The sequence below is a fragment of the Phenylobacterium ferrooxidans genome, assembly GCF_042714595.1.
In the GTDB taxonomy this organism is placed as follows: domain Bacteria; phylum Pseudomonadota; class Alphaproteobacteria; order Caulobacterales; family Caulobacteraceae; genus Phenylobacterium; species Phenylobacterium ferrooxidans.
On sequence record NZ_JAOTJD010000008.1, the window covers coordinates 32,212 to 58,005 of the forward strand.

The 25,794-nt window shown below is 65.0% G+C and carries 34 protein-coding genes and 1 tRNA gene; 12 read left to right on the forward strand and 23 right to left on the reverse strand.

Annotation, left to right across the window (positions count from 1 at the left end; genetic code table 11):
- Positions 1-62: 62 nt before the first annotated feature.
- The 8 genes from OCL97_RS06000 to OCL97_RS06035 are packed head-to-tail and all read right to left on the reverse strand — an operon-like array spanning position 63 to position 5,349.
- On the reverse strand, positions 63-548 hold the full coding sequence (locus OCL97_RS06000) for a type II secretion system F family protein (protein WP_305337916.1): 486 nt from the start codon (positions 546-548) through the stop codon (positions 63-65).
- Positions 545-1,237: a type II secretion system F family protein gene (locus OCL97_RS06005; protein WP_377368499.1), complete on the reverse strand. Its 693-nt coding sequence runs from the start codon at positions 1,235-1,237 to the stop codon at positions 545-547. The genes OCL97_RS06000 and OCL97_RS06005 overlap by 4 nt, the downstream gene beginning before the upstream one ends.
- A complete protein-coding gene (locus OCL97_RS06010) occupies positions 1,237-2,331 on the reverse strand; it encodes a CpaF family protein (protein WP_305337918.1) in 1,095 nt (364 codons plus the stop codon). The genes OCL97_RS06005 and OCL97_RS06010 overlap by 1 nt, the downstream gene beginning before the upstream one ends.
- Entirely contained in the window at positions 2,328-3,566 is a 1,239-nt protein-coding gene (locus tag OCL97_RS06015) for a type II and III secretion system protein family protein (protein ID WP_377368501.1), read from the reverse strand. Before OCL97_RS06015 ends, OCL97_RS06010 begins: the two co-directional genes overlap by 4 nt.
- The gene (locus OCL97_RS06020; RefSeq protein ID WP_377368503.1) at positions 3,563-4,453 is read right to left on the reverse strand and encodes an RcpC/CpaB family pilus assembly protein; all 891 of its coding nucleotides are present in this window, start codon (positions 4,451-4,453) and stop codon (positions 3,563-3,565) included. Before OCL97_RS06020 ends, OCL97_RS06015 begins: the two co-directional genes overlap by 4 nt.
- Complete coding sequence (locus OCL97_RS06025) at positions 4,450-4,617, reverse strand: hypothetical protein (RefSeq protein ID WP_305337921.1); 168 nt, start codon at positions 4,615-4,617, stop codon at positions 4,450-4,452. Before OCL97_RS06025 ends, OCL97_RS06020 begins: the two co-directional genes overlap by 4 nt.
- Positions 4,618-4,639: 22 nt before the next feature.
- A complete protein-coding gene (locus OCL97_RS06030; protein ID WP_377368506.1) occupies positions 4,640-5,113 on the reverse strand; it encodes a prepilin peptidase in 474 nt (157 codons plus the stop codon).
- Positions 5,114-5,151: 38 nt separating this feature from the next.
- Positions 5,152-5,349, reverse strand: a complete 198-nt coding sequence (locus OCL97_RS06035) for a Flp family type IVb pilin (RefSeq protein WP_305337923.1) — start codon at positions 5,347-5,349, stop codon at positions 5,152-5,154.
- 591 nt (positions 5,350-5,940) lie between these two features.
- Here OCL97_RS06035 and OCL97_RS06040 point away from each other — a divergent pair.
- Both OCL97_RS06040 and OCL97_RS06045 read left to right on the forward strand, forming a co-directional pair.
- Positions 5,941-6,096, forward strand: coding sequence for a hypothetical protein (locus OCL97_RS06040; protein ID WP_377368508.1), 156 nt, complete (start codon positions 5,941-5,943; stop codon positions 6,094-6,096).
- A gap of 5 nt (positions 6,097-6,101) precedes the next feature.
- Positions 6,102-6,527 (forward strand): hypothetical protein, encoded by a 426-nt coding sequence (locus OCL97_RS06045; RefSeq protein WP_377368510.1) that lies wholly within the window; start codon positions 6,102-6,104, stop codon positions 6,525-6,527.
- 20 nt (positions 6,528-6,547) lie between these two features.
- On the opposite strand, the gene OCL97_RS06050 is transcribed toward OCL97_RS06045, so the two are convergent.
- The 3 genes from OCL97_RS06050 to OCL97_RS06060 are packed head-to-tail and all read right to left on the reverse strand — an operon-like array spanning position 6,548 to position 9,196.
- A complete protein-coding gene (locus tag OCL97_RS06050) occupies positions 6,548-7,663 on the reverse strand; it encodes an AGE family epimerase/isomerase (protein ID WP_377368512.1) in 1,116 nt (371 codons plus the stop codon).
- Entirely contained in the window at positions 7,664-8,650 is a 987-nt protein-coding gene (gene galE, locus OCL97_RS06055) for a UDP-glucose 4-epimerase GalE (protein WP_377368514.1), read from the reverse strand.
- A gap of 33 nt (positions 8,651-8,683) precedes the next feature.
- On the reverse strand, positions 8,684-9,196 hold the full coding sequence (locus tag OCL97_RS06060) for a polysaccharide biosynthesis/export family protein (protein WP_377368516.1): 513 nt from the start codon (positions 9,194-9,196) through the stop codon (positions 8,684-8,686).
- 406 nt (positions 9,197-9,602) lie between these two features.
- Here OCL97_RS06060 and OCL97_RS06065 point away from each other — a divergent pair, with 406 nt between their 5' ends.
- Entirely contained in the window at positions 9,603-10,559 is a 957-nt protein-coding gene (locus OCL97_RS06065) for a transglutaminase-like cysteine peptidase (RefSeq protein ID WP_377368518.1), read from the forward strand.
- A 130-nt stretch (positions 10,560-10,689) separates the two neighbouring features.
- Here OCL97_RS06065 and nusG read toward each other — a convergent pair whose 3' ends face one another.
- The 7 genes from nusG to OCL97_RS06100 all read right to left on the reverse strand — a co-directional run bounded on the left by nusG (position 10,690) and on the right by OCL97_RS06100 (position 16,593).
- A complete protein-coding gene (gene nusG, locus OCL97_RS06070; RefSeq protein WP_377368520.1) occupies positions 10,690-11,199 on the reverse strand; it encodes a transcription termination/antitermination protein NusG in 510 nt (169 codons plus the stop codon).
- A gap of 96 nt (positions 11,200-11,295) precedes the next feature.
- Positions 11,296-12,486 carry a glycosyltransferase family 4 protein gene (locus OCL97_RS06075; protein WP_377368522.1) on the reverse strand — a complete coding sequence of 397 codons (1,191 nt, stop codon included), beginning with the start codon at positions 12,484-12,486 and terminating at the stop codon, positions 11,296-11,298.
- A 40-nt stretch (positions 12,487-12,526) separates the two neighbouring features.
- Entirely contained in the window at positions 12,527-13,474 is a 948-nt protein-coding gene (gene fcl, locus OCL97_RS06080) for a GDP-L-fucose synthase (RefSeq protein WP_377368524.1), read from the reverse strand.
- Positions 13,464-14,540, reverse strand: coding sequence for a GDP-mannose 4,6-dehydratase (gene gmd, locus OCL97_RS06085; RefSeq protein ID WP_377368526.1), 1,077 nt, complete (start codon positions 14,538-14,540; stop codon positions 13,464-13,466). Before gmd ends, fcl begins: the two co-directional genes overlap by 11 nt.
- A 179-nt stretch (positions 14,541-14,719) precedes the next feature.
- Complete coding sequence (locus tag OCL97_RS06090; protein ID WP_377368528.1) at positions 14,720-14,842, reverse strand: hypothetical protein; 123 nt, start codon at positions 14,840-14,842, stop codon at positions 14,720-14,722.
- The gene (locus OCL97_RS06095) at positions 14,839-15,423 is read right to left on the reverse strand and encodes a sugar transferase (protein ID WP_377368530.1); all 585 of its coding nucleotides are present in this window, start codon (positions 15,421-15,423) and stop codon (positions 14,839-14,841) included. The genes OCL97_RS06090 and OCL97_RS06095 overlap by 4 nt, the downstream gene beginning before the upstream one ends.
- Before the next feature lie 396 nt (positions 15,424-15,819).
- The gene (locus tag OCL97_RS06100) at positions 15,820-16,593 is read right to left on the reverse strand and encodes a competence/damage-inducible protein A (protein ID WP_377368532.1); all 774 of its coding nucleotides are present in this window, start codon (positions 16,591-16,593) and stop codon (positions 15,820-15,822) included.
- A 57-nt stretch (positions 16,594-16,650) separates the two neighbouring features.
- Here OCL97_RS06100 and sfsA point away from each other — a divergent pair, with 57 nt between their 5' ends.
- Together sfsA and map are read left to right on the forward strand one after the other, a co-directional pair.
- Positions 16,651-17,370 (forward strand): DNA/RNA nuclease SfsA, encoded by a 720-nt coding sequence (gene sfsA / locus OCL97_RS06105; RefSeq protein ID WP_377368534.1) that lies wholly within the window; start codon positions 16,651-16,653, stop codon positions 17,368-17,370.
- A 5-nt stretch (positions 17,371-17,375) separates the two neighbouring features.
- Entirely contained in the window at positions 17,376-18,200 is an 825-nt protein-coding gene (gene map, locus OCL97_RS06110) for a type I methionyl aminopeptidase (protein ID WP_377368536.1), read from the forward strand.
- A gap of 3 nt (positions 18,201-18,203) precedes the next feature.
- Here map and OCL97_RS06115 read toward each other — a convergent pair whose 3' ends face one another.
- Complete coding sequence (locus OCL97_RS06115; protein WP_377368538.1) at positions 18,204-18,494, reverse strand: hypothetical protein; 291 nt, start codon at positions 18,492-18,494, stop codon at positions 18,204-18,206.
- A gap of 164 nt (positions 18,495-18,658) precedes the next feature.
- On the opposite strand from OCL97_RS06115, the gene radC reads away from it, so the two are divergent.
- On the forward strand, positions 18,659-19,402 hold the full coding sequence (gene radC / locus OCL97_RS06120) for a RadC family protein (RefSeq protein WP_377368540.1): 744 nt from the start codon (positions 18,659-18,661) through the stop codon (positions 19,400-19,402).
- On the opposite strand, the gene OCL97_RS06125 is transcribed toward radC, so the two are convergent.
- Both OCL97_RS06125 and OCL97_RS06130 read right to left on the reverse strand, forming a co-directional pair.
- Positions 19,399-20,121 carry a SapC family protein gene (locus tag OCL97_RS06125; RefSeq protein WP_377368672.1) on the reverse strand — a complete coding sequence of 241 codons (723 nt, stop codon included), beginning with the start codon at positions 20,119-20,121 and terminating at the stop codon, positions 19,399-19,401. The genes radC and OCL97_RS06125 overlap by 4 nt on opposite strands.
- A gap of 157 nt (positions 20,122-20,278) precedes the next feature.
- Positions 20,279-20,364, reverse strand: a tRNA-Leu gene (locus tag OCL97_RS06130).
- A gap of 274 nt (positions 20,365-20,638) precedes the next feature.
- Between OCL97_RS06130 and OCL97_RS06135 the strand changes: the two genes are divergently transcribed.
- The 3 genes from OCL97_RS06135 to OCL97_RS06145 are packed head-to-tail and all read left to right on the forward strand — an operon-like array spanning position 20,639 to position 22,426.
- On the forward strand, positions 20,639-21,661 hold the full coding sequence (locus OCL97_RS06135) for a tyrosine-type recombinase/integrase (protein ID WP_377368542.1): 1,023 nt from the start codon (positions 20,639-20,641) through the stop codon (positions 21,659-21,661).
- The gene (locus OCL97_RS06140) at positions 21,648-21,887 is read left to right on the forward strand and encodes a hypothetical protein (RefSeq protein ID WP_377368544.1); all 240 of its coding nucleotides are present in this window, start codon (positions 21,648-21,650) and stop codon (positions 21,885-21,887) included. The genes OCL97_RS06135 and OCL97_RS06140 overlap by 14 nt, the downstream gene beginning before the upstream one ends.
- Positions 21,884-22,426, forward strand: coding sequence for a DUF3489 domain-containing protein (locus tag OCL97_RS06145; protein ID WP_377368546.1), 543 nt, complete (start codon positions 21,884-21,886; stop codon positions 22,424-22,426). The genes OCL97_RS06140 and OCL97_RS06145 overlap by 4 nt, the downstream gene beginning before the upstream one ends.
- 96 nt (positions 22,427-22,522) lie before the next feature.
- Here the strand turns inward: OCL97_RS06145 and OCL97_RS06150 are convergent, their stop codons facing one another.
- Positions 22,523-22,897 (reverse strand): type II toxin-antitoxin system VapC family toxin, encoded by a 375-nt coding sequence (locus tag OCL97_RS06150; protein WP_377368548.1) that lies wholly within the window; start codon positions 22,895-22,897, stop codon positions 22,523-22,525.
- A gap of 8 nt (positions 22,898-22,905) precedes the next feature.
- Positions 22,906-23,154, reverse strand: coding sequence for a type II toxin-antitoxin system Phd/YefM family antitoxin (locus OCL97_RS06155; protein WP_377368550.1), 249 nt, complete (start codon positions 23,152-23,154; stop codon positions 22,906-22,908).
- Positions 23,155-23,389: 235 nt separating this feature from the next.
- Here OCL97_RS06155 and OCL97_RS06160 point away from each other — a divergent pair, with 235 nt between their 5' ends.
- The 3 genes from OCL97_RS06160 to OCL97_RS06170 all read left to right on the forward strand — a co-directional run bounded on the left by OCL97_RS06160 (position 23,390) and on the right by OCL97_RS06170 (position 25,792).
- Positions 23,390-23,698 carry a hypothetical protein gene (locus OCL97_RS06160; RefSeq protein ID WP_377368552.1) on the forward strand — a complete coding sequence of 103 codons (309 nt, stop codon included), beginning with the start codon at positions 23,390-23,392 and terminating at the stop codon, positions 23,696-23,698.
- 265 nt (positions 23,699-23,963) lie between these two features.
- A complete protein-coding gene (locus OCL97_RS06165) occupies positions 23,964-25,298 on the forward strand; it encodes a site-specific DNA-methyltransferase (RefSeq protein ID WP_377368554.1) in 1,335 nt (444 codons plus the stop codon).
- The gene (locus OCL97_RS06170; RefSeq protein WP_377368556.1) at positions 25,295-25,792 is read left to right on the forward strand and encodes a DUF5681 domain-containing protein; all 498 of its coding nucleotides are present in this window, start codon (positions 25,295-25,297) and stop codon (positions 25,790-25,792) included. Before OCL97_RS06165 ends, OCL97_RS06170 begins: the two co-directional genes overlap by 4 nt.
- Positions 25,793-25,794: the final 2 nt, after the last annotated feature.

The following is a 25,794-nucleotide window of genomic DNA, read 5'->3' on the forward strand; positions in this document are numbered from 1 at the left end:
CCATTTTTGTAATATGGATACCTGGCGATCTCTAGGATACGGGCGCTCAGATTGAGCGCGGCTCAGACTTCGTAGAGCACGCGCAGGAGAGCAAAGAAGGAGGGGCCCACCAGGACGATCAGGATCGCCGGCATGAAAAACAAGACCAAGACCACGATCATATAGACGGGGAACACCTCTATACGCTGACGGAGCTCGTACTCCCGGCGCTCAAAACTGTTTTTCAGGAAGATTTGCAGGCGTTCTCGGAGATCGTCCCCGTTCCGCTCAGCCTCGGCGACCTCGGCCACCAGGGCGGCGCCAGGGCCTTGGGAGGCCAGATTCCGCGCCACTGCGCCGCCGTCGAGGCCAAAGCGCAGGCGCCGCTCCACCACGCGAAGCGCCTCGATCATGGGCCCGAAGCGAACGGCGGTGACATCGAGCGCCAGGGCCAAGGCGCTGGCCGGCGGCGAGCCGGCCTCGGCCGCGGCCAATGTGGCCACCGCCACCAGCTCACAGGCCTCGTCCTCCAGAGCGGCGGACTTCCGCAGGCGATCGATCAGGCTCACTTCATGGCGTCCGAAATTAGGTTCAGGCTGATCCGCCCCCAGATCACCAGGGCCGCCGACAGGGTCACCATAAGCCGGCCCTCATCGGTGGCCAGGAGGCTGGCGAAAAGGGGGCCGGCTCGCACGGCGGAGGCCAACAGCACCAGGAAGAAAAAGGCGGTCATGATATTGGCCTGCCAGCGGATCTGGATCAGGGCCAGATTCCGCTTCTTGGCCAGATCCTCGGCCATGCCCAGGGCCTCGCGGAAGGCCATGAGGAACCCCTCCGGCGCCCCGCCCTGTTCACGATGCACCAGGCAGAGACGATAGGTAAGGTTGGAGAGAGGCCAGGCCTCGACCCGCCGCGCTGCGGTCTCCTCGGGCTGCCCCGCCGACAGCCCTTGCAGGGCTTGGGCCAGGGCCTGGGGTCCGGGATGAGGCGAACCTTGCGCGCTGGCCATCATGGCCGCCAGCAGCGGCGTGCCCGAACGTGAGACGGGGCTAACCTGCTCCAGTAGACGCGCCACTGCGGCGCGTTCGGCCGCAAGCACGTTGGCCTGACGCCCCCGCAGCAACTGAGCCATCAAGATCAGGGCGCCCAACCCCACAACAAGGCCCATGAGCAGGCTCTTGGCCCACCACGCCGTGGCGCCCAGAGCCACCAACCCCACCATCAGGGCGGGCCATGGCAGGGAGCGCAGCCACGACACTAGGCGCGTTCCAACCTGTGGATCTCCGACACCAGTCGACGGCCCGAGGCGTCGCGCTGCAGGAACACGATCGCATCGACGGCGTCACGCAAGGCCTGGCTCGGATTGATCCCCGACTGCCCCGCGGTCGCCGAGGCGTAGAGCGACTCCAACCGATGAACAGCGCCGGTGACCGATCCGGCGTGCAGGGTGCTCAGGGACCCTGCCAGTCCGATCGACATGGCGGCGATCATGTCGAACACCTCCTCGCCGCGCACCTCACCCACCACCAGGCGGTCGGGCCGCATCCGCAGGGTCTCCCGCACCAACTTGCGGATATTGGCTTGCTCCCCGTCGCCATGGTCGATCCGGCGGGTCTGCAGCTTGATGCAGTGGGGATGATCCACCTTCAGCTCGCTGACGTCCTCCACCAGCACGATCCGCTGATCGGCAGGCACCCGGCTGAGCATGGCGCCCAGCAGTGTGGTCTTGCCCACCCCCGGCGCGCCGGCGACGATCACGTTCAACCTCTTATCCACCGCCGCTTCCAGCCAAAGGCGCTGCTCGGCGGTGACGCCGCCCATGCGCTCCAGGTCCGCCAGGGTGTAGGGACGCGCCGGGAAACGGCGGATCGAGACGAAGGGACCGCCCATGGCCACCGGAGGCGCGACGGCGTGCATCCGCGACCCGTCCGGCAGTTCGACGTCGACCCAGGGATTGGCGCGGTTGATCGCGCGTTCGGCCCGGGCCACATGGCGATGAACGAATGCCACCAGATGCTCGGGGCCGAAGAAGGCGCCCTCGAAGGGCGTCAGCCGTCCGTCCTTCTCGTAGACGATGGCGTCCCAGCCATTGATCAGGATGTCGGTCACCCCGGGATCGGTCATTAAAGACTGGATAGGTCCATAGCCGAGGACTTCGTCAATCGCGCTCTGGGCCAGCTCGTCGGCGTACTGACCCGGAACATCGGGGCCGCGGGCGAGCAAGCCCAGGAAGAAGTCGCGAAGAGTCTCAGGTTCAACGGCCAGGGCGCCGACCCGCGCGGTGGGATAGGCGCGCGCCGCCTCATCGACGAGGGCCGAGACGATCTGCCGACGATCGAGAAGGCTGGTCATTTCAGAGGCGACAGCTTCGCCTCGACGGCCGGCGACGGCATGTGCTTGGCGGCATCCTCCACCCGTTCGGGGGTCACGATCAGCACCAGCTCGGTGTCGCTGTCGCGGGAGTCCCGCGAGCCGGCCAGCTTGTCGCCGATGTCGAAGGGTGTCCGGAAGGGCAGCCCCCTCTTGTTGCTCTGCGACTCAGACGACCGAAGGCCCGCGATAGCCACGCTTTCCCCGAATTTCAGCGTCACTGTGGTTTCGGTCTTGCGGGTGATCAGGCTTGGCACCTTGGCGCCGTTGAACTCGACAATATTGGCCATGTCTACCTGGCTGACTTCCGGGGCCAGTTGCAGGCGGACCGACTCGCCATCGACGATCAGGGCGGTGAACTCCAGGGTCACGCCATAGGGCTTGTAGGTGTATCCCACGGCGTTGTTCGTCACGCCGTTGGTCTGAGGGCTGGGAACCGGGAGCTCGCCGCCGGCCAGGAAGCGGGCCTTCTGGCCGCTGGTGGCGACGATGGTGGGCTCCGCCAGCATCGTGGCCGCCCCCTCGGAGCGCAGGTAATTCAGGAAGGTGTCCAGGACCAGTCGGTCGATTGTGAACTTGGCTGAGGCGAACAGGTCGGTGGTTGTGGCCGTGCCGATGGCGCTGGCGAACAGGTTGCCGATGGCGCCGGTCCCGCCATTGAAGCGGTTCTGCGCCTGCCAGCGGATGCCCAGCTCCTTGGCCTTGTTGCGGCGAACCTCCAGGACGCGGACCGAGACGGCCAGTTGATCGTTGGTGGCGCTGCGGATCAGGTTGATGATCTTGACGCCAGGCATGGCGCCGGTGGCGATATCCCCGGCCAGAACAACTGTTGCGGCGTTCGGCGCGTCGCCGGTCAGCACGGCGACGCCCGAGGATTTCGACACCGAGAGGTTCGGCACCTGGGCGGTGCGTGAGATCAGGGCCGCAAGGTTGGCGGTATCGGCGACGACCTCGACAGTCCGCCGCTCGATCTGCTGATTGGCTGCGTTCATCAGCATGACGTCGGCGGAACCCTCCTTGACGCCGAACAGCACAATCCGCCGGGCGCCGCGCACATCCACCTTCAGGGTCGCGTCATTGGACATGACCACGGAGCTGACGTCACTGGAGGGTGTGAGGACGAGAAAGCCACCCTCAGAGATCGTGTTGCGGACCTGGGCCAGGGCGGGCGAGGCCAGCGCCCAGACGACGGCGGCCAGCACCAGGTGACGCATCATTGCAGCTCCTGCTGCGCGACACCCGAAGGGGTGACCACCGATACGCTGCGGGTGGGCGCCGACGGCGCCTGGGCCGTAGCGTAAACGGAGGTATCGGCGCCCGCCTCGGCGTGATCGGGGACGGTTTCCAAATCCCAGATCTGGCGTAGGGCGCCCTGATTGGTCGATCGGGGGCTGTTGGCGCTGGCCAGCACCACCACGAGCGAACCCGCCTGACGCCAAGCGGCCAGGTCCTCGGCCTCTTCGGGCGAAACAGCGATGGTCACGGACGGATCCAGGCCACGGCCGCCGCGCTTGAGGCCAGATCGAACATGGAGAACCTGCGAGCCCTCCACCACGGTGGCGACGGAGGGCGACTCGGCATCGGCTTTGTTTCGGGCGCCGCCACCGACCACCGCGATGATGTTCACCCAACTGCCCTCACGGAGCATCTCCGTGGCCACGGAGAGTTCGTCGCCCATGAGGACGAAGCCAACCTTGCCGGGGGGCAGGGTCAGGGTCATTGCGCCGGCGTTGACGGCGATGACCGATTGCTTGAGCACGGGCTGGCCAGCGCGGATCGGCGCCACCGCCCGCCAGCCCCAATAGGCTTCTGACTTCTTGGAGCTATCGGTGATCCATTCCCCGCTGCGCTTACCCACGGCCGAGCGCCACACCGTGGTCTCAGGACTGATCACGTCACCAGGCTTCATGGCGCTGGTGGCTTGCAGATAGAAGGCGCCCGAGCCCTTGCCGCCGCCGGCGCCGGCGTTCGCCTTCAGGAAGGAGCCCAGGGCGATGGTGATCAACAGGGCGCCCAGGAAAAGGCTGACGTTCTTGATCAGAGGGGTGAGTTTGGAGGTGGGCTTGTTGCCGCCCCGGACGCCGAATAGGTCGGTTTCGCTCATTGACGTGCCCCCACGAGTTCTGCGATCGGCGACGGAAGGCGCGGGAACAATTGGGTCTTGACCAAGTGAACCACGACCGCGGCCACAGCCGCGGCGACGATGAACATGAGCAGGTTCTTGATCAGCGGGCCCAGCGGGCGCGCGGCGCTTTTCGGACTACTCAATGGATGCTCCCTGGCCATCGCGTTACAATACCGTTGAGGTCAGAACCTCGGGCCGCAAGGCGAGGAACCCCCCGACGATGGCCAAGGCATAGGGCACGCCCGCCGCGGCCGGGGCCTGCTTGTCGCGCAGCCTACGGACAAACCCGACCGCCAGATAAGCGGCTCCCACCAGGCCACCGGCGATCATGATGGACAGCACAAAACGGGTCAGCTCGATCGGCAGGAGCCAGACGCTGAGGGCGGAAATCAGTTTGATATCACCCCCGCCGAGGACCTTCTTCTGGTGAAGCCCTAGCCCCCCCAGCAGCACAACGCCACAGCCCACTAGAGAGTAAATCCACTCGCCCGAACTCAGCAGTACGGCGTGGACCAGCCCGAGTAAAAAGATCCCCAGGCAGACGAAATTGGGTATCAGCCTGCGGGTCAGGTCGGAAAAAACTGACCCCGCCAGCAGAGCCAGAAGGGTCAGGTTCAACACAGATTCTAGGTCGGCCATGATTGGGGCGCTGCGCCGGAAACCGGCGCAGCCCGCCATCAGACCGCGGGAGCGTCGCCGCCGGAGACGGCGTTCACGACGTTGTCGATCGCCGTACCCGCAGCTTGCGACAGGGCGTCGGAGGCGGTGAACACGCCGCCGGCCATCGCGCCGCCCATGGTCGAGTATTCGGTCGAGGTCAGACCGGATTCGTCCTTCAAAAGAACGGCCACTTGATTCAAAAGCTCGCGAAGCATTTCGCCCACTCCCCAATTTGCTCAGAGCACAGTGCTCGTCGCACGGACTTGGCCTCACGCTCCCGCTTCCGTCAAACCTCTAGGCGCTCACTTTGAGCGCGCCCGGCCGCAGGCTCCGGGCCCGAAAGTTAACGCTCGCCTCCTGAGGGGCGCCACCCACCGGACAAGCCAAGCCAGGCAGGGCAAGCGATCGCGGGGAAAGTGATCTTCCCTCGAAATAGTGGACGGGGTTAAGCCGCTCTACGGTCCATCTCGGCCGGACTGATATACCCCGTGCCGAGGGTGGGCGGCGGGGAGTGTGGCCTCGGCCAACCAATCCATCCGGTCCGGATGCATTGGTAGACGTTCCGAGCGTGGAATTACGCGACTAATGCATCCAGATCGGATGCATTGGCGGACGGTCCGAGCGTCGACGGCCTCCTGGATCGCAGCTTGACGGAAGTGCGGAAAATCCGTATTTTGCGGACTTCGGAGATGGCCATGCTCGAAGTCCCAGCAACCGAAGTCGCCAAGCGCTTCTCACGCTACCGCCAAGCGGCTCAACGAGAGCCGGTCGCTGTGACGCACCACAACCGCGTCACAGAGGTCTTGATGTCGAAACACGACTACGACGAGTTCGTACGGCTCAAGAGCCTGGCCACCCGCGCCCAATGGACCCACGAGCTGTCAGCGGAGTCGCTGGCGGCGCTCACCGAAGCGCGCGTCGACCCGGCGCATGACCACCTCGACGCCCTGCTGGACGAATAGGTCTCGTGGCCCTTCCGAAGCCGGAAGTCGGCCTCGTGATCCGGCTCAACTATCTCTGGCGACGTGAACGCGACCAGGGGCGTGACAACGCCCGCTACCCGCGCCCTTGCGCGATCATTCTGTCGCATCGGCGCGCTGCCGATGGGCTGACGATCGTCCTGGTCGCGCCAATCACCCACTCCGCACCGACCGCCGCTGGATCAGCCTTGGAGATTCCGCCGAGGGTGAAGGAACATCTGGGGCTGGACGATGCGCGATCTTGGGTGGTCACCGACGAAGTCAATGAGTTCGCCTGGCCCGGATTCGACTTAGAACCCAACCAGGATGGCGAGATCGCTTACGGCATCCTGCCTCCGCGGCTCTTCAACAAGATCAGAGACATGGTGCTTGAGAGCGCCCGATCCGGGGGCTTGGGTCGCATTCTTCGTTAGCCATGAGGCCGACGATCGCCTCAGCGACGCTCCGCCTGGAACCGGCTCAGCTCCGCGATGGCGCAGATGATATGGTAGAAGGAACTGGCGGGGGCAGGTTCGTCCACGAAGGTCCCGTCGGGCCGGAGCTTGTCGTACCAGACGCCGGCCGCCGGGGTTTGCAGGTAAAGCCACAGGCCGTTCGCGGCGGCCAAGGCGTCGGCCTCCTCGCCCAAGGCCAGAGCGGCCTTCATATATTCGGTCTGGGGCCAGAGCCGGGCCTGGGGCTCCATGACGGTGAGGTCGTCCCAGAGCGCGTTGACAGCGATGCCGCGGGCGTCGACGCCGCGCTTGCCGTGCTCGAACAAGTTTCGGGCGGCGTCGAGGGCGTCCTGGCGGCCCCGCAGCCGTCCCCAGCGCGACATCAGCCAGGACCATTCAAACTGATGGCCCGGCTCGACCCGCCGCCCGTCATCGCCGGCCGCAGGCTTCCAGTCCTCGTCGAAGAACTCCCGCAGGAAGCCGCCGTCCGCGTCGATGAAGGTGGAGAGCGCCATTTCGGCCATCTCGTCGGCGAGGCTGTCCCAGTCGCCCTCCCCCGCCTCGATCCAGGCCAGAGAGGCCTCGAGTATATGCATGTGGCAGTTGGACTGGTTGGGATGGTCGTCGGTCTCGCGGAAACCGGCCTTCGGGTCGCGCAAGGCCTGCAGGCCCGCGCGGGTCCGGGCCGCCTCGGCTGGCAGGTCGCGGCCATAGCCGCCTGCCCCGTGCATTGTCGCCATGCCCAGCAGAGCAAATGCTTGATCATAGACCGCGACGCCGTCGTCCAGCACCTGCCCATCGAGGGACACCAGCTTGCGGACCAGACCATCTGGGCGTTGGAAGTGCTCGAAGGTGTAGTCCAGGGCGTGCGTCGCCGCCTGCTTCCAAGGCCCCGCCCAACCCAGGCCGCCGGCCGTCGTGAAGACATAGACCTGTCGGCCCTGCACCCGTCCGCGGCGCGGCGCGGGCGCCGGATCGCCCTGAACGGTGAGCGCTTCCAGGACGCCACCGCGCTCATGGTCGACGCCGAGCCTCCACCAGAGCGGCAGAGCCGTGTCCTTCAGCCAGGCGTCGTAGGTGGCCAGGGCTTCGGAAAGCGTGTTGAAGGTCGCCATCTAGTCCTTCGCTCGCGCCGACTCGGCCTGATGCCAGCGCCAGGCGGACTCTATGATGTCGTTGAGACGGTAGCGTGGACTCCAGCCCAGGACCCCTCGCGCCTTGCGATTGTCGGCCACCAGGGCCGGCGCGTCGCCGGGACGGCGCGGCGCGGTCTGTGCATCGAAACCGCCTCCGGCCACAGCCTGGATGGCCGCCACCAACTCGCGGACGCTGGTCCCCGTGCCGGTGCCCAGGTTGAACACATCGCTCCCGCCGCCCGCCAACAGGTGACCCAGCGCAAGGACATGGGCGTCAGCTAGGTCGAGCACGTGAATATAGTCACGCACCGCCGTGCCATCGGCGGTAGGATAGTCGTCGCCGAAGATCTTGAAGCCGTGGTTCGAGCCCATGGCCGCGCGGATCGCCAGGGGGATGGCGTGGGTCTCCGGCTCGTGTCGTTCGCCGATGCGCCCCTCGGGGTCGCAACCGGCGGCGTTGAAGTAACGCAGGATCACCGAGCGGAAGCTGGAATAGCGGTCCAGATCGCGCAGGATCTGCTCCACCATCAGCTTGGAGTGGCCGTAGGGATTAAGCGGCGCCTGGGGATGGCTCTCGTCCATCGGAACCTGCACCGGATCGCCATAGGTGGCGCAGGTCGATGAGAACACCAGGGCATTCACCCCGGCGCGACGGGCCGCCTCGATCAGGCTGACCGCGCCCGAGACATTGTTCTCGTAGAAGCGGCCTGGATGCAGGACGCTCTCGCCAACCTCGATCAGGGCGGCGAAGTGGATGACCGCCGCGGGCTTGTAGAGGCTGAACACCTCGTCCAGACGCGCGGCGTCCCGGATGTCGCCCACCTCCAGCGGCCCCCACTGGGCGAACGCCGCGTGGCCGTTCGACAGATTGTCGAAGACCACGGGACGAAAGCCGGCTTCGGAGAGCCTCAGGCAGGTGTGCGAGCCGATATAGCCGGCGCCGCCGCTAACCAGGATTGTCTGCATCTATCCCCCAGTCGCGGCGGCGGAGACCGGCCCCTAGAAGAACCGTTCGGCGATCCGGATCGTGTCGCCCGGCGCAACCGGCGTGTTGGCGTCGAGGGAGTATCTCTCTTCCTCTTCGCTGTCCGGGCGCTTGATGAAGACCTTCTTCATGTTGGCGCGGTCGGTGAACCCGCCCGCCGTCGCCACGGCCTTCACCACGGTGAGGTCGCTGGTGAACGGGTAGGTGCCCGGGGACTTGACCTCGCCCAGGATATAGAACGGGCGATAGCTGAGGATCTCGACACTGACCCGCGGCTCCCGCAGGTACCCTTCCTTAAGCGTCGTCTCGACCGAGGCCTGCAATTCTCGCGCGGTCAGCCCGAGAGCGGGCAGCTCGCCGACGAGGGGCAAGGACACCTTGCCCGTGCCGCTCACCAGGAACTCACCCGTCAGGGCCGCCTCGCCAAAGGTGGTGATCCGCACCTTGTCGCCTGATCCGAGCCGGTACTCCGGAAGCGAACGCGACGCGACGTCGGGCTCGGCGGCCTTCGCCTCCGCGGCGACCACAACACTCCCAAAGCCCAAGCTCAGCGCCACTGAAACCAGCGCAATCCATCTCTTCATTTACAAAAACTCCGCACGCGGGCGTCCCATCAGGTTTCTACCGCAACGCGGCGCCTCACGGAATAGCAAGAATTGGACCACATCGCGCAGCAATGACTCGCGGATGGTTAATATCTAAAAACACGTATTAATAGATATATATCTCAATTTACAAATATATAACCACAACACTTCGATGACTTCACAGTTAACGCCAGGAAACCATCTCAATCAAGGCATACGAAACTACGTCAATTCGCCGTTCGGAAGGCCGTAAACTCTAAAAAACATCTGACAAGACCTTAATTGGGTGTGGCAGATGTTTGTTCTCCGGGCGCTTTTCAAGACCTCAGTTATACTAGGTCTGTCCATGCCCATGGCCGCCCAGGCCGGGCCGCTTTCGCGCTCCCCCCAACTCCCCGTTTCCACGGCCCAACAGATTTCCCAGCCGACCCTCGCGCCTCAGGGTTTCCTGGCGTTCTGCAAGCGCAATCCGGAAGAGTGCGCGCCGGCCGCGTCGCCTTCCGCGCCTGCTGAAACGTCGACCTTCGCCGCCGCGGTCTTGACCGGCCTCGACAGCCAGGACGACTTCGGGACCATCGTCAGCCGCACGGTCACGGCCGCCAATCGGCCTACGCCGATGAACACTTGGTCGCCGATGAACACCTGGTCGATGTCCGACTCGTCCTGGCGGACGACCCCTTCCTACTTTGCGGCCGACCGCGAGATGTTTGCGCCGAAGGCCAAGCTCGGCCGCTCGGTCACCGTCAACGCCGCCGTCCGGATCGACGTGACCAGCGCGATCTCCGAGTTGCAGACGATGCGTCGGTCCCCGGAACCGGTGGCGGTCGCCCCCGAAGGCGGACCAGTATCGCTGGGCTCCGACTTCTGGACTGAGGTCGAGGCGATCAATCGGCAGGTGAACAGGGCCATCGTCTACCGCTCGGACATCTCCGAGCACGGGAAGTCTGAAGTCTGGAGCCGGCCCCTGGCCGAGGGCCGCAGCACCGGCGACTGCGAGGACTATGTTCTCGAGAAGCGCCACGCACTCATCGCCGCCGGCGTGCCCATGCGCGCACTCTCCATCGCGGTGGTTCGCACCTTCCGCGGCGAGACTCATGCCGTGCTCCTGCTGGACACCGACCAGGGCGAATACGTCCTCGATAGCCTGAGCAACAAGATCCAGCCCTGGAGGAAGACCGGCTATGAATGGCGCGAGCGTCAGATCGCCGGCTCGATGACCAACTGGGCGATGGTGGCCGACCCCAGAAACCAGGCGCCCTCGCGTAATCGCCGACCTGCCATCTTGCTCGCCTCCCTCAACTAGGACTGTCGCACCACGCCGACCAGCCTGCCGCCCCACGGCTACCGCACCCAGGGTGAAAACACCGCGGGCGCAGACCTCATCTCAGACGCGAGATGTGTAACCCACCAAGTGTGAAGAGCTTAAGTCAATTCTACCGAATCTGAGCCAAGTTCTTCGTCTCGGTGAATACAGGAAGAAGGCCAGACGCCAGTTCTAGCAGCAGGCGAACCCGGCTTCCGCTGTCGAGACGATCAATCGTTCCCACCAAATCAACTAAGGGACCGTTAACTATACTGACGCGCTCCCCCACCTGAAACGGCGCCAGAGGCGGCAGCCGGCCGTCCTGATCGAGGTGGCCGCGCAGAATCTCGATGAAGGAGGTGGGCACGGCGGCGGGTCTCGCGCCGACCATGACCAGGGAGCGGACGCCGAAGGTGTTGTTGACCCGGGTCCAGGGCTCCCGCGTCAGGTCCAGCGATACGAAGATGTAGCCGGGAAAGTAGCTCGCCTCCCGCTCCAGCACCCGGCGGGCATGGCGCACCGTGATCAGGCGCCTGGGGAAGAACACCTCATAGCCCTGGTTGACCAGCTGCTGGACAGCGTAGGCTTCGCGCTTGGGCTGGGTTTGCACCGGGTACCAGCGGCGATCATCTTCAATCATCGGCTCGAACCTCCAGCGCCAGAGTGTTGCTGCAATGCGGCATGGCGGTCAACCAACACCGCCGGCCTCCCCTCTCGTGGGTCCAGGACGCTGGTCTCAAGCGGCCTCAAGCACAGCGCTCCAGCGCTTCAGGGTCTGCTCGCAGGCAAAGCCAGCCTCGAGCATGACCAGGGATCGCTGGCCCAGAACCCGGGCCGCCTCTCTATCGTCGGCCAGCCGGGCGATCAGCGACGCAAGCCCCGCCCCATCGCCCACCGGCGTAGCCTCCCCGCTGCCGTGCGCCTGCACCAGGTCGGCCAGGTCCGACGGGCTGTCGACAATGGCGACCATGCCTCGGCCGGCCGCAGCGATGCCGAACACCTTGGAAGGAAACATCAGGCCGCGAAACTCCGGCAGCAACGACACCAGGTGCACCTGCGGCAGGCTCAGCGAGCAGGCCAGCAATGAGTGCGGTTGGTAGGGCTCAAACCGGAAGCTCCCCTGCAGACCCAGCCGCTCGACCTCGGCGCGCAAAGGCCCCTGCCCGGCACCGCCGCCAATCATCAGGAACAGGATGTCGGGCCGCGCCCGCAGGAGGTCGGCCGCCGCGACGATGGTGCGCCAGTCGTGGGCGCGCCCGAGGTTTCCGGAGTAACCCACCACGAACCGATCCTTCAGGCCCCAGGCCGCCACCAGGGGATTGTCCTCCGGCGCCACCGGACGGACGATCGTGTCGTCGCTCCAATTGTGCACCACCTCGACCCGCGAGGTCCCGGCCAGCGGCGTTACGATCTTGGCCATGTCCTCGCAGATCACGACATTGACGCTGGCGCCCCGCAGGCTGGTGTTGCGCAGCGACTTCAGGACTGCGCCGAGCGGACCGCGCGCGGCGCGCACCCCATAGGCGACGGCTATCTCCGGATAGAGATCCTGCAGCCAATTGACGAGGCGCGCGCCCTTCAAGGCGGCCGCCCAGTGGGCGAAGACCGAGATCAAAGGCGGGTCGGTCTTGGCCACCACGATGTCGCCCCGCTTCAGAGTGGTCAGCAGGGCCAGGAAGGCCGTCAGGTAGAAGGAGAGATAGTCCAGCGCGCGCCCTGCCAGGCCGGCGTTGCCGAAACGCGTCGTGAGCACCCGTTGGACCTGGACGCCCCCGATCTCCTCGTTTGAGGGCAGGATGCCCGGCGCGCCATAGAGCTGGCGGCTGGTGATCACGCTCACCTGCCAGCCACACGTGACGAGGTGTTCTGCGAGGCGGGTCAGGATCTGGCTGGTGGCCGACATGTCCGGCGCATAGAAGCGGTTCACGAACACAACCCGCCGGCCCGGGGTCGAAGGTTCTCCCACCCTAGGCCTGATGCGCCAGGAACCAGGCGTAGACGTCCTCGACGCCCCGCTTCAGGTCGATCCGGGGCGTCCAGCCAAGGGCGGCGAGCTTGCCGGCATCCATCAGCTTGCGCGGCGTGCCGTCCGGCTTGGAGCGATCCCAGGCGATGTCGCCCTTGAACCCCACGGCGTCGGCCACCAGCTGCGCCAAGTCGGCGATGGCTATGTCGTCGCCATATCCGACGTTCACATGCTGGTCGCCGGAATAGCTGGTCATCAGATGGACCAGGGCGTCGGCGCAGTCATCGACGTGCAGGAACTCCCGCCTGGGGGTTCCGGAACCCCAGACATCGAACGAAACCTCCCCGCGCACCTTGGCCTCGTGGGCCTTGCGGATCAGGGCCGGCAGAACATGGCTGTTCTCAAGATCGAAATTGTCGCCGGGACCGTAGAGATTGGTGGGCATGGCGGAAATGAAGTCATCCCCATGCTGCTGGCGATAGGCCAGGGCCAGCTTGAGACCGGCGATCTTGGCGATCGCGTACCACTCATTGGTCGGCTCCAAGGGGCCAGTCAGCAGAGCGTCCTCAGTGATCGGCTGGGCCGCCATCTTGGGATAGATGCAGCTCGACCCAAGGAACAGCAGCTTGCCCACACCTTCCCGATGGGCGGCCTCGATGACATTGGCTTCGATCATCAGGTTGTCGAACAGGAAGTCGGCCGGATAGGCCGCATTGGCGCCGATGCCGCCCACCTTGGCGGCCGCCAGGAAGATGGCGTCCGGCCTGGTCTTGGCGATCCACGCTGAGGTCTCGGCCTGCCGCCGCAGATCCACCTCGTCGCGGCCGCAGGTCAGAACCTCGCAGTCTTCGGCCGCCAGACGGCGGACGATCGCCGCCCCGACCATGCCGCGGTGACCGGCCACCCAGACCCGCTTGCCGGCCAGGGGGTAGATCACCTCACTCGCCATGACGGCGCTGCTCCCGAGCCACCACGATCAGGTCTTCGCGGACCATTTCTTCGCACAGCGCCTGCCAGGGGGTGTCGTGGCTCCAGCCCAGCTTGGCCTTGGCCTTGGAGGCGTCTCCCAGCAGGAGTTCGACCTCGGTCGGCCGGAAGTAACGAGGGTCGACCTCGACCAGCACGCGGCCGCTCGCAGCGCAGACGCCCTGCTCAGTGACGCCTGAGCCCCGCCAGTCGAGCTTGATGTCCACCTGAGCAAAGGCGTGGCCGACAAAATCGCGCACCGTCGTGGTCTCGCCCGTGGCCAGGACATAATCATCAGGCTCGTCCTGCTGCAGCATCAGCCACATGCCGCGCACATATTCTCGCGCATGGCCCCAGTCGCGTTTGGCGTCCAGATTTCCCAGATAGAGCCGGTCCTGCAGGCCGAGCTTAATGCCAGACACCGCCCGCGTGATCTTCCGTGTCACGAAGGTTTCGCCGCGCAGCGGGCTTTCATGATTGAACAGGATGCCGTTGGAAGCGTGCAGGCCATAGGCCTCTCGATAGTTCACCACCATCCAGTAGGCGTAGAGCTTGGCCACCGCGTACGGACTGCGGGGATAGAAGGGCGTCGTCTCGCTCTGCGGGACCTCCTGCACCTTCCCGTAGAGTTCGGAAGTAGAGGCTTGATAGAAGCGGCTCTTCTTTTCCAGACCCAGAATGCGGATGGCTTCCAGCAAGCGGAGCGCGCCCATAGCATCGGCGTTGGCGGTGTATTCCGGCGTCTCGAAGCTGACCGCCACATGCGACTGGGCGGCCAGATTGTAGATCTCGTCGGGCTGCACCTGCTGGACGATGCGGATCAGATTGGTGCTGTCGGTCAGGTCTCCATAGTGGAGAATGAAGCGCTGATCGGCCTCATGCGGATCCTGGTAGAGGTGTTCGATCCGGCCGGTGTTGAAGGACGACGAACGGCGCTTGACGCCGTGCACGACGTAACCTTCCGCAAGGAGTAACTCCGAGAGATAGGCGCCGTCTTGCCCCGTCGCCCCGGTGATCAAAGCCACCTTACCCGACCCAGATTTACCCACGCATCACGCTCCTTGGTCTACTCGCGCCCGGTATCGCGCAGGTTTGAACTTGCTCAGATCAGGTCGGATTTTCGAAAACCGTATCCGCCCGACGCCTATCAGGTCGTATCCAGATTTCAGTGCTAGAGGGCAAGACAAAGTGAAGGCTGAACGAAGTTAGAGCCCTACCGCGATCGAGTTTAGATCTGACCCCGTCCCGACAGCACGATCATCGCCGTGCGCCAGAAGATGAACAGGTCCACCCGGGGAGAGACGGTCCGGGCATAGAGGGCGTCTAGACGGGCCTTGCGGCGCGGCGTCACCTCATTGCGTCCGACGACCTGGCGAGCCCGCTGAGACCGGGCCGCGCCAGCATGGCGTGCGGAAAGCTGTGGCGCTCGAAGATGGCCGGATCATCCGGCAGCAGTGGGCGGGGACCAATCAGGCTCATCTGACCGAAGAACACGCAGAACAGCTGCGGGAGTTCATCCAGGCTCGACCTGCGCAGGAATGCGCCAAGCGGCGTGATGTGACCGTTCGCGCCCTGCAGGGTTTCTCGCGGCGACAGCGGCGCGTTGGCGTCCATGGTGCGATACTTCGGCATCCAGAAGGTGCGTCCATGACGGCCGATGCGTTCGGACCAGAAGAGGCCCGGTCCGCCATTGAACAGCACCACGAGAAGCCAGAGCGCAATCATCAGCGGCGCCAGGGCCACAAGCGCCGCGCCGGCCACGCAGACATCGATGATCCGCTTGGAAGGATAGAGGCCGAGGGGCGCGGCGGATGACTTCAAGACGGGTTCCGAACGCTCTGCCCGAGGTCGGGCCCGAAAATAGGCGACAAGCTCCGCACCCGCCGGCGGCGGGACTTCGACGCGTGCGTCTGAGTGGGTGATTTGCGTCAAGGAAGTCATGCAGCCCGTCATCAAGCCCTGGTTGCAACCTACAAAGGCCGGCCGGCCGTGGCAACGATTTGCAGCACCCGCCGCAATTTAGGCGCCATATCAGAAGGTTTCGCGAAGTTCAGTGACAATCAGACCTGAAAATGAGCGGCCGTTCGCCTGACGAGCGAACCTTCACGCGCCCGCCAAGCCCACTGGGCAGGGCGTGTTTGCTTTAGTGGGGTTGTTAAGCGGCGTCCATCACGGCGTCAGGCAAGACGACCGAAGCTGCGCTCATGTGTTCATGCGCGCTCGACACAGCTTGGACTCCGGGTCATTTCGGGTCGCGGTCGCCACGTCCGTAGACAAATCGACCCAAAGCGGGACGCGCGCACCCCAATGCTATCGGCCCGCCCCGACCTAGGCCGGGATCGCGAGCTCCGCCACCTTCGCCACCCCGGCCGCCTCGAGCGCCGCGATCAACTCCGCCACCGTCGCCTCCAGCTCCACCGCGTCCCGCCCGCGCAGCACCAGGTTCGAGCCGTAGCCGCCCTCCCCGTAGAAGGGGTAGCTCCCAAGGCTCATCCCCGGGTGCGCCTTGGCCACCGCCTCCAGGGGCGCGGCGATGACGCCCTCCCCCGAGCCCTCGACCCGCACCGTGCGGCTCAACACCACCGCCCCGCCCTTCAGCCGATGACCCACGTCCTCCAGCATGCCGCGCATGATCTGCGGCACGCCGGCCAGGACGAAGACATTGCCGATGGTGAAGCCGGGCGGGCCCTGGACCGGGTTCTTCACCAGGTCGCCACCGACCGGCACCCGCGCCATCCGCCTGCGGGCCGCGTTGGGTTCGGCGCCCCACCGGGCGCTCATCATCGCGATGATGTCGGGGTGTTCGTAGAGCTCGACCCCGAAGGCGGCCGCAACCGCATCGGCGGTGATGTCGTCGTGGGTGGGGCCGATGCCGCCGGTGGTGATGACATAGTCGTAGCGGGTCCGCAGGGCGTCCAAGGCGGCGATGATGTCTTCATGCACGTCGGAGACGGTGCGGGCCTCCATCAGGTCCACGCCGTGGACGCCGAGGTATAGCGCGATGTCACGCAGGTTGGTGTCCTGGGTGCGGCCCGAGAGGATCTCGTCACCGATGATCAACACCGCGGCGGTCACCGCCCCCTGCCCCGCCGGACTACCCATCGCCGCTCTCCTCGCCTAGATCAGGTTTCCGCTTAGCGTATCGGACGAGCCGCGCCCATGGACTTCGACCAACCGCTCGTTCGTGGCCGCCTGGTCAGCCGCTACAAGCGCTTCTTCGCCGATGTGGTGCTGGACGACGGGACGGAGCTGACCACCCACTGCCCGAACCCCGGCGCCATGCTGGGGCTGAACACGCCGGGCTTCCCCGTCTGGATTTCGAAGTCGGACAATCCCAAGCGCAAGCTGGCCCACACCCTGGAGATCGTCGAGGTCGACGGCGGTCTGGTGGGGATCAACACCATGCACCCCAACCGCCTGGTGGCCGAGGCCCTGGACCTGGGCCTGATTCCGGAACTGGCCGGCTACGCCTCCATCCGCCGCGAGGTGAACTACGGCGTCGCCAGCCGGATCGACTTCCTGCTGGAGAGCCCTGGTCGCCCGCCCTGCTGGCTGGAGGTGAAGAACAGTCACCTGAAGCGCACCGGCACCCTGGCCGAGTTCCCCGACTGCGTGGCGGCCCGGTCCCTGAAGCACCTGGGCGAACTCAAGGCCATGGCCGCCCAGGGCCACCGCGCGGTCATGCTGTTCGTGATCCAGCGCACCGATTGCGACGTCTTCGCCGCCTGCGCCGAACTCGACCCCAAATACGCCGCCGGCCTGATCGACGCGGCGAAGGCGGGGGTTGAGGTTTTGTGCTATGCTTGCCACATCGGTGCGGACGCCATCCGCATCACCCACGCCATCCCCTGGCGCGACGCCCCGGCCGTCGCGGAGTAACGAGCATGACCCTGACCGACGTCCTCGAGGCCGAGACCCGTACCGGCGAGATCCGCCTCCATGGCCCGGAAGGGTTTGAGGGCATGCGCGCCGCCGGCAAGCTGGCCGCCGAGTGCCTGGACATGCTGACCCCGCACGTCGTGCCCGGCGCCGTCACCGACGACCTGGACCGGCTGGCCCGCGAGTTCGTCCTCGATCACAAGGCCCTGCCCGCCTGCCTGGGCTATCGCGGCTACACCAAGACGGTGTGCATCTCAGTCAACCACGTGGTGTGCCACGGCATCCCCGGCGAGCGGGCCCTGCGCGAGGGCGACATCGCCAATATCGACGTCACCGTCATCGTCGACGGCTGGCACGGGGATCACAGCCGCATGTACGGCGTCGGCCCCATCGCCCCGCGCGCCAAGCGGCTGATCGACGTGACCTATGAGGCCATGCAGCACGGCCTGGACGCCGTAAAGCCCGGCGCCCGGACCGGCGACATCGGCTTTGCGATCCAGCAGTATGTGGAGGCGCAGCGGTGCTCGGTCGTGCGGGACTTCTGCGGCCATGGCCTGGGCCGGGTGTTCCACGACGCGCCCAACATCCTGCACTTCGGCCACAAGAACAGCGGCGAGCTGCTGCGGCCGGGGATGTTCTTCACCATCGAACCCATGGTGAACCTGGGCAAGCACCCGGTGAAGGTCCTCGCCGACGGCTGGACGGCGGTGACCCGCGACAAATCGCTGTCGGCCCAGTGCGAGCATTCGGTGGGTGTGACGGAGACTGGCTACGAGGTCTTCACCCTGTCGCCCATGGGCCTGTTCAAGCCGCCGGTTCAGGGCGATTGAGGCCTAGAAGAACATCGCCCGGGCGGCGATGATCAGCAGGGCCCAGCCCGCGAGACTGCCCACGGTGATGAAGGCCAGGGACCGGCGCGGCGACCAGCGGCGGTCATCATCCTGGTGTTGAGAGAGACTGGCGGCCAGATCGGCCTGCAGCTGGCGGGCCGGACTGTCGATCGGATCAAAGGCGCCGTCCGCCAGACGCACCGGCGACGGCGCGAGAACCCAGGCGTCGGCCGGGACCGGCGGAATGCCGAGGGCCTCATGGGCCGCTGCAGCGCGTTTCTGTGGGCGGGCCATCGCTTGGATCTCCAAGAAGGACTCAACCTGACCACCTTGAGTCTAACAAATCATCTCCCTGCGTAGTTACTGAGCGGTTAGCTGCGTCGATCCGCCTCGTCCGCCCCTTGCCATTCGGGAACGAATAAGGAACATTACCGGGCGAACGGTGGCGGAGCGGGTCCATGGCGGACGGTGGCGAACTTCAGGAGGCCTGGAGCGGCGAGCTCTTCCCCGCCAAACCTGCCCCCAAGGCCCGGCCGCACTACCACGGCCACCGCGACCGCCTGCGCGACCGCACCCGGGCTGGCGGGTTTTCGGGCCTCCCGGACTACGAATTCCTGGAGCTCTATCTCTTCCGCACCATTCCGCGGGGCGACGTCAAACCCCTGGCCAAGGCGCTGATCACCCGGTTCGGATCCCTGCCCGGCGTGCTGGGCGCATCCGTCGACGAACTGAAGACCGTGGTCGGGGTCGGCGACGCCGTGGCCCTGGACCTGAAGCTTCTGCAGGAGGCGGCGCTGAGGGTGGGCAAGTCCGCAGTGATCAAACGCCCGGTGATCTCGTCGTCCAGCGCGCTGTCGGCCTATGTCCGCACGGCGCTCGCCCACGAGGCGCGCGAGCAGTTCCGGGTGCTGTTCCTGGACAAGAAGAACCAGCTGATCGCCGACGAGGTGATGAACCACGGCACGGTGGATCACGCGCCCGTCTATCCGCGAGAGGTGATGCGGCGCGCCCTGGAGCTATCGGCCAGCGCGCTGATCCTGGTTCACAACCATCCCAGCGGCGATCCGACGCCGTCGGGCGCCGACGTTCAGATGACCCGTGAGATCGTCGAGGCCGGCCGGTCCCTGCGCATCGCCATCCACGACCACCTGGTGGTGGGCCGCGATGGGGTCGCCAGCTTCAAGGCCCTGGGGTTGTTCTAGTGGTCGTTGCTCACCAGCAGGTCGCCAAGCCGGGCCCAGTTCAGCGCTGAGTGCATCTGGGCGTAGATGGCGCTCATCCAGCCCTGGCGGCGCAGCAGCAGGAAGACCTCGTCAGGCAAGGCGCGCAGCTTGGCCTCGTCGATGGTGGCGAAGCCCGCCATCTTCAGGTCGCCGCCGGTGGGCAGCTGGATGGTGGCCGCCCGGCCCTCGAGCATGCCGCAGGCCACCAGGGCCTCGACGAAGGGCGCGGTGGCGAGGTCCGCCGCGCGCAGCGATTTGCAGAAGTCGAAGGCCGACTTGACGATCCGCGACGGCTCTCCATCGGCGAACAGGGGCTGACCCGCCCCGTGCACCAGGATCTCCGGATGATCCTCGATGCAGAGCTGCACGCCCCGATCCTCCCCTTCGCCGTATTCGGCCAGGATGAAGGGGTAGCGGCGGACATAGGCTGGCACATAGGCGCCCTCCAGCCAGGCGCCCTTGGCGTCAACGAACAGGTTCTCGTCCTGCCGCAAACCCACCACGGCCACCGGCCGCGCGCCGCCCTCGGTGGTGAAGGCGATGGGATAGGAGAGCGCCGCGATCGGAATCTCCGCCAGGCTGACGGGAATGGCGTTGGTCTTGCGCGCAAAGCCGTAATCCAACGCCTCCGCCAGCCCCGCCGCGCCATGCGCGGTCGGGTGAAGGGCGACCGGATTCTGATAGAAAAGTGGTCTCATCACGTAACGAACAGCTCCCCCAAGCTATTCCGTCCGCAAACCTAAGGCGGCGGACGATTGCTCCTTTAATCATGGGTTAAGGACTGACGCCATCCCGCATGCCACAGCATGGGTGACAACAGTCGCCGACCCGCTCGCGCCGCGCTTGCGTCCAGCTTGGTAGGGACACCGGGAGTCGAACCCGGACGGGCTATGCCCAACGGATTTTAAATCCGGTGCGTCTACCAGTTCCGCCATGTCCCCGCGCCAGAAGCGCACTCACGAGCACCCAACAGGCTGGAAAATCAGGCCTACAGCACGAAGCTTGCTGACGTCGAGCAGAACGATGCAGGCGACTTTGCCTCGGACGAGCCCCCGGGAGAGATATTCCAGCAAAAACAACAGACTGTCTGCACTAGTCACTCGACTGTTCCGCTCTTACTGAGCATCAATGCGCTCAGGACATGCCTTCGTTCGCGCCCCGGATTTTGGGGCTTCTGGCAGTGGGGCGCTCATCGCGCCGGCCAGGAGACACTGCATGACGCAATTTCAGATCACTCAATCTCGAACCTGGGGCCACAACCTCACCGCGACGGTGCGCGAGAAGCCAAGACTGCTCGCCCTCCCCTCGCCTCTCCACCAGGAGGAAATCCGCGAGATCCTTACTCTCCAGCAGGCCCTTGATCGGTATCTCGCGCGCTGTCGTTTGAAAGGTCGATCTGAAGCCACGATCCAAGGCTACCAGGACGTAATCACCCGCCACGGTCGCGATTGGCTGGACCGGACTCTCGACGAGTTGGGGCGCAGTCGACGGGCCTTTACCGCTCGCCATACCCACGTCACGCTCAACTCAGGCCCAACCACGGCCAACCACTTCATGCGCGCGTTCCGAACGATCTATCGCCACGCGCGCAGGTTCGACCCGGACCTTCCGGCGCCCCCGACGGAAGTGATTGAGTATAATCCTGAGCATCGGCGGGAGACGATCATAACCGACTGGCCCGGGTGGCTGGAGGCGGTCCAGGCGCAGCGGAACCCCATTGTCAGGGACTGGTACCTGTTCCTTGCGTTCACCGGCATGCGCAAGACGTCTGCAGGCGCCGTCCGGGTTCGGCACGTCAAATTGGATCGCGGATTCCTGCATGTGCCCAACCCAAAGGGTGGGACTCGCCGCGCCTTCGACCTGCCTCTGTCGCGGCACTTGACGGAAATTCTCGGGGCGCGGATCGCAGAGAACGAGACCCAGTATCCTGGATCTCCATGGCTATTTCCGTCCCTGTGGTCAGCGCCTGGGCACATTACCGAGGTCAATTCTCGCTACCTCCCCTCCCCGCACGTCCACCGACACTCCTATGCGACGGGCGCCAAGGCCGCGGGCCTGGACGGATACGACATCAGACTCCTTCTCAACCACAAGATCACCGACGTGACAGGGCGTTACCTCCACGCCTCCATGCTCGGCGCCCACCTGCAGGCCTGCCAGGAGCGTGTGACAGCCTGGCTGCTCAATCAAATGACGCCCCCAGCCCAAACCGCGGGGAGGGCCCATGAAGGTCAATGACTTTGAGCAGGCCCTCAAGGGCCTGGAAACGGTCATCGGGTGGATGGTGGAGGATCACCATGACCTGGCGATCAGCGCCATTCCCCGGGACCCTCAGGATCGTCGCCGGCGCCTGGAACACCTCGGCGCCTTTGCCGGAGATCTCACCGAGATCTGCCGGGCGGCCACCGTCGTCATGGAGCGCTGGGAACAGCTGGTCATCGCCACACAGGAGGCCCGCCAATGAAGGCCATCAGCGAACGCCAGGGCCGCCTGCTGGCCCAAGCCATAGCCTCTCCGCTGGGCGCAGTGCCTCTTGGCGAGAGGGGGTCCATCGCCGGCGCCGGGAATAGTTTTGCGGCGCTCGTCCGCCACGGACTGATGGTGGTTGCGGAAGACGAAGACGGTGTTCGGCGGCTCGTGATCACGTCGGCCGGCCGGGCGGCGATGAGCATAGAGCCAACACCTGACCGCGTGCGGCGAAAGGTGAAAAGGGCATCGCGGACCCACGACGCGATCGCCGGTTTGGAGCCGCCAGAACCTTCAGAGGAGGAGTCCGAAATAGCAGCCGAGGCCGGCCCGGGGGGGCGGACTGGCGTGATGTTGCGCCTCATCAGCCGACCGGAAGGCGCAAGCGTCCCCGAAATCATGGCCGCGACGGGGTGGCTCTCCCACTCCGTCCGGGCCGCCGTCGCGTCCTCCCTACGGGCCCGGCTGGGCTATCAGATCGAGCATCTGAAGGGGCCCGATGGCGGGGGCTACAGGCTGTTGAGTGATCCTCCTTGAGGTCGAATGGAAACGGCAGCCACCATGTCGTCGAGATCGATACGGAGTTCAGGAAGGCATCTGGTTGCCGCCGCCTACGAGCCTGGAGTCCAGAGGCTAAACTCTCTGAATCGGCCCCGGATACTGCGCCACAATCGCGTCGGACGTGACCAGAACCATGCCTTCGGTCGTCGCCTGCGCCACCAGAATCCGATCAAAGGGGTCCTTGTGGATCGGCGGCAGACCCTCAATCGCGACCGTATGCACGCTCGTTATTGAAAGCTCACTATAGCCATTGTCCATGAGACCCCGCCTCAGCAGATGGGGATCGACCTTAAAGTCAGCCCGGCCAAGGCCGTTCTTAATAACGACCTCCCAGAGACTGGCCGGGCTGAAGAACAGCTCGTTCGCCGGATCATTTAGCAACCGAACCGCTTCCGCCGGCATCTGGTCTGAGCCGCCCGCCGCCCACAGGAGCAAGTGGGTGTCCAACAACAGCTTCACTCGGTCGGGCCGGCAAACAGGTCGTCAATCTCGCCGACTCCCATTTGATCAAAATCCTCCGGGACCTGGATCCGGTCGGCCATGAATCCGAGTCGCTGGACCTCGCCCGACGCCGGGGTGCCCAAAGCCATCACCTTCACAAGCGGTCGCCCCGCCTTGGCGATGATGAAGGCTTCGCCCTTAGCCGCCTCATCTACAAGCCGCGAGAGGTGGGTCTTGGCCTCGTGGATGTTGATCGCCTTCATCAGGTCACCTAAACTTAGTCTACCAACCTTAGTCTACCCGAACCTGCCCGCGGTTCAACCGGGGTCTACATGCTAACAGAAGTCCGCTGGGCAGGAGGCAAGCCGTGAGCGAGTTCGAGAGCCACCCCGGATACGCCCAAACGTTGGTAGGCGGCGCCGGTCGCGCCTGATCTTGTCCTTCGCCGCAGGCCAACCACGTTCCCGTGGACGGTCTTTGCGAGGAGAGGATGTCAATATGGACAATCAAAAGCTCAAGATCGCGGCCGCCGCGTGCCAGCTCGATTTGGCCCGGGCCGATTTCTGGGAAGACGTGGAGGAAATGAAGCCCATCCAAGTGGGGGCAATCCTCTGTGAGGCCGATGACGTTGCTTTTGGTTGGTCGGGTAAGTTCGATGGCCGAGCGATGTTTTCAGTTCTCGTCGAGAGCACTCCGGGCGTGAGGACTTGGTGCGAGTGTGAACTGCATTTCAGCGGACACATGGAGGCTGGCGAACCGCTGATCTACTGCATGTCGGCGGACGTTGAGCAGAATGCGGAGGCGTAGCCTCAAATAGGGGTTGCAGCAGCCTCGAACCTGCTGTTGGCTCCCGCGGCCTGAGACGAGGTGGAGCTGGGCGCCCTTTGGGCGCCAGCGTGATGCGTTCAGCTCTGATGTAGTCTCACCAAGTGACGGCGTGACGCCCGATAGGCCCGAGACCTCCCCGCCCTTTGCGGGTGGCCTTGGCGCATCAATCGGAGCCGCCAGGCTAGACGCAGGCGCGCTCCGAACACTCGGAGCTTCCATTTTGCCTATCCATGAAAATCAACAAGTGCAGCTGCTGCCCGTTGGGCGCTTGAAGCCCTTCGCCAACAACGCGCGAACCCACTCTGAAAAGCAGGTGGCGCAGATCGCTGCCTCGATTCAGGCCTTTGGCTTTGTGAATCCGATCCTCATTGACGCCGAGGACCATGTGATCGCCGGCCACGGTCGGCTGGAGGCCGCCAAGCGGCTCGGGCGCGAGAGCGTGCCGACCTTACGCATTGAGCACCTCAGTGAGGACGAGAAGCGCGCCTATGTGCTGGCCGATAATCGGATCGCGCTGAACGCGGGCTGGGATCCCGAAATTCTGAGGATCGAGTTCCAGCACCTGACCACTGTCGAACTGGATTTCGATGTCGAGGTGACCGGATTCTCGACCGCGGAAATCGACCTCACCATCGATGGCGCCGGTAAGCCGCAGAGAGATGACCCGGCTGACGCCGTGCCAGACAGGCCGTCCGCTGCCACCGCCGTGACCCGCCGTGGCGATCTCTGGGTTCTCGGTGACCACCGACTCTTGTGCGGCGACGCTACGCAGCAGGTTTCCTTTGAGACGCTGATGGGGGAGAGCCGCGCGCGCATGGTCTTCGCTGACCCTCCGTACAACGTGCCGATCGATGGACATGTCTGCGGGCTGGGCGCCGTGAAGCATCGTGAGTTCGCGATGGCGTCAGGCGAGATGACGCGGCCCGAGTTCGTGGGCTTTCTGACGTCTGTGTTCGGGAACCTTGCTGCGGTCAGCCTGGATGGCGCGATCCACTTCCAGTGCATGGATTGGCGCCATGCGGGCGAGATGATTGAGGCTGGCGAGGCCGTTTACTCGGAGCTGAAGAATCTCTGCGTGTGGGTGAAGGACAATGGTGGCATGGGCTCGCTCTATCGTTCCAAGCATGAGCTGGTCTTCGCCTGGAAGGTCGGCTTCGCGCCGCATACAAATACCGTCGAGCTTGGAAAGCATGGGCGCTACCGGACCAATGTCTGGGAGTATGCGGGCGTCAACTCAATGAGAGCGGGACGTATGGCTGAGCTCGCCATGCATCCGACCGTGAAGCCCGTCGCCTTGGTTTCCGACGCGATTAAAGACGTCTCTAAGCGCGGAGAGATTGTCCTCGACTGTTTCGGGGGCTCTGGATCGACTCTGATCGCGGCTGAGAAAACGCGCCGCCAGGCCAGGTTGATGGAAATCGACCCCGTCTATTGCGATGTGATTGTCGGCCGCTGGCAGGCTCTGACGGGTAAGGTCGCGCGTCTCGACGGCGGTTTGAGCTTCGCCGAGGTGCGTGCTGAGCGCGCGGCTGAAATCGAACGGCTGGCTGACCTCGCCTTGGGGGAGGTGACGCAGTGAGCGCTATTGATCGGACGGCCAGCGGCCGCTTTGCAAAGGGCAGTTGCCCGAACCCAAAGGGCCGTGGCGCGAAGTCGCCGAAGCTCCCGAAAATCCATCGCTTTGCTCAGATGAATAACCACGCAGCGTTTGCGATCGCTGAGCAGACCGTGACGATGACTGTGGGCGGCGAAGTCAGAGAAGTGAGTCTATACGAGGCGAATCTCTTCCAGCTCGCGACCGCCGGCGCTCAGGGCAATCGAATGGCGGCCAAGGTTTTTATAACCGAGGTTCAGCGGGCGGCGCATGACTACGAGGAGCACATTGGAACCTCGAACGCCTTCATTCTGCGGAACCGCGAGCTCGAAGCGATCTGCCAGGCTCAGCAGGAACGACTGAACGAGCTGGGCGAGTCGCCTCCGAAGGGCGGCGGGGTCTGGGTCGTTTCGGACCGGAAGCATGCCGAGCTTCAGGCCGACCGAGAGCGTCGGCGCGGGGCCGAGTCGTCGGAGTAGCG

What these genes read in the sequence shown, in the direction of transcription:
- OCL97_RS06010 (WP_305337918.1), bottom strand. Translation starts at nt 2,331, where the DNA reads ATGACCAGCCTTCTCGATCGTCGGCAGATCGTCTCGGCCCTCGTCGAT.
- OCL97_RS06015 (WP_377368501.1), bottom strand. Translation starts at nt 3,566, where the DNA reads ATGATGCGTCACCTGGTGCTGGCCGCCGTCGTCTGGGCGCTGGCCTCG.
- OCL97_RS06020 (WP_377368503.1), bottom strand. Translation starts at nt 4,453, where the DNA reads ATGAGCGAAACCGACCTATTCGGCGTCCGGGGCGGCAACAAGCCCACC.
- OCL97_RS06030 (WP_377368506.1), bottom strand. Translation starts at nt 5,113, where the DNA reads ATGGCCGACCTAGAATCTGTGTTGAACCTGACCCTTCTGGCTCTGCTG.
- OCL97_RS06035 (WP_305337923.1), bottom strand. Translation starts at nt 5,349, where the DNA reads ATGCTTCGCGAGCTTTTGAATCAAGTGGCCGTTCTTTTGAAGGACGAA.
- OCL97_RS06040 (WP_377368508.1), top strand. Translation starts at nt 5,941, where the DNA reads ATGTCGAAACACGACTACGACGAGTTCGTACGGCTCAAGAGCCTGGCC.
- OCL97_RS06050 (WP_377368512.1), bottom strand. Translation starts at nt 7,663, where the DNA reads ATGGCGACCTTCAACACGCTTTCCGAAGCCCTGGCCACCTACGACGCC.
- galE (WP_377368514.1), bottom strand. Translation starts at nt 8,650, where the DNA reads ATGCAGACAATCCTGGTTAGCGGCGGCGCCGGCTATATCGGCTCGCAC.
- OCL97_RS06065 (WP_377368518.1), top strand. Translation starts at nt 9,603, where the DNA reads ATGCCCATGGCCGCCCAGGCCGGGCCGCTTTCGCGCTCCCCCCAACTC.
- nusG (WP_377368520.1), bottom strand. Translation starts at nt 11,199, where the DNA reads ATGATTGAAGATGATCGCCGCTGGTACCCGGTGCAAACCCAGCCCAAG.
- fcl (WP_377368524.1), bottom strand. Translation starts at nt 13,474, where the DNA reads ATGGCGAGTGAGGTGATCTACCCCCTGGCCGGCAAGCGGGTCTGGGTG.
- OCL97_RS06100 (WP_377368532.1), bottom strand. Translation starts at nt 16,593, where the DNA reads ATGGGTAGTCCGGCGGGGCAGGGGGCGGTGACCGCCGCGGTGTTGATC.
- sfsA (WP_377368534.1), top strand. Translation starts at nt 16,651, where the DNA reads ATGGACTTCGACCAACCGCTCGTTCGTGGCCGCCTGGTCAGCCGCTAC.
- map (WP_377368536.1), top strand. Translation starts at nt 17,376, where the DNA reads ATGACCCTGACCGACGTCCTCGAGGCCGAGACCCGTACCGGCGAGATC.
- OCL97_RS06115 (WP_377368538.1), bottom strand. Translation starts at nt 18,494, where the DNA reads ATGGCCCGCCCACAGAAACGCGCTGCAGCGGCCCATGAGGCCCTCGGC.
- radC (WP_377368540.1), top strand. Translation starts at nt 18,659, where the DNA reads ATGGCGGACGGTGGCGAACTTCAGGAGGCCTGGAGCGGCGAGCTCTTC.
- OCL97_RS06125 (WP_377368672.1), bottom strand. Translation starts at nt 20,121, where the DNA reads ATGAGACCACTTTTCTATCAGAATCCGGTCGCCCTTCACCCGACCGCG.
- OCL97_RS06135 (WP_377368542.1), top strand. Translation starts at nt 20,639, where the DNA reads ATGACGCAATTTCAGATCACTCAATCTCGAACCTGGGGCCACAACCTC.
- OCL97_RS06140 (WP_377368544.1), top strand. Translation starts at nt 21,648, where the DNA reads ATGAAGGTCAATGACTTTGAGCAGGCCCTCAAGGGCCTGGAAACGGTC.
- OCL97_RS06145 (WP_377368546.1), top strand. Translation starts at nt 21,884, where the DNA reads ATGAAGGCCATCAGCGAACGCCAGGGCCGCCTGCTGGCCCAAGCCATA.
- OCL97_RS06155 (WP_377368550.1), bottom strand. Translation starts at nt 23,154, where the DNA reads ATGAAGGCGATCAACATCCACGAGGCCAAGACCCACCTCTCGCGGCTT.
- OCL97_RS06160 (WP_377368552.1), top strand. Translation starts at nt 23,390, where the DNA reads ATGGACAATCAAAAGCTCAAGATCGCGGCCGCCGCGTGCCAGCTCGAT.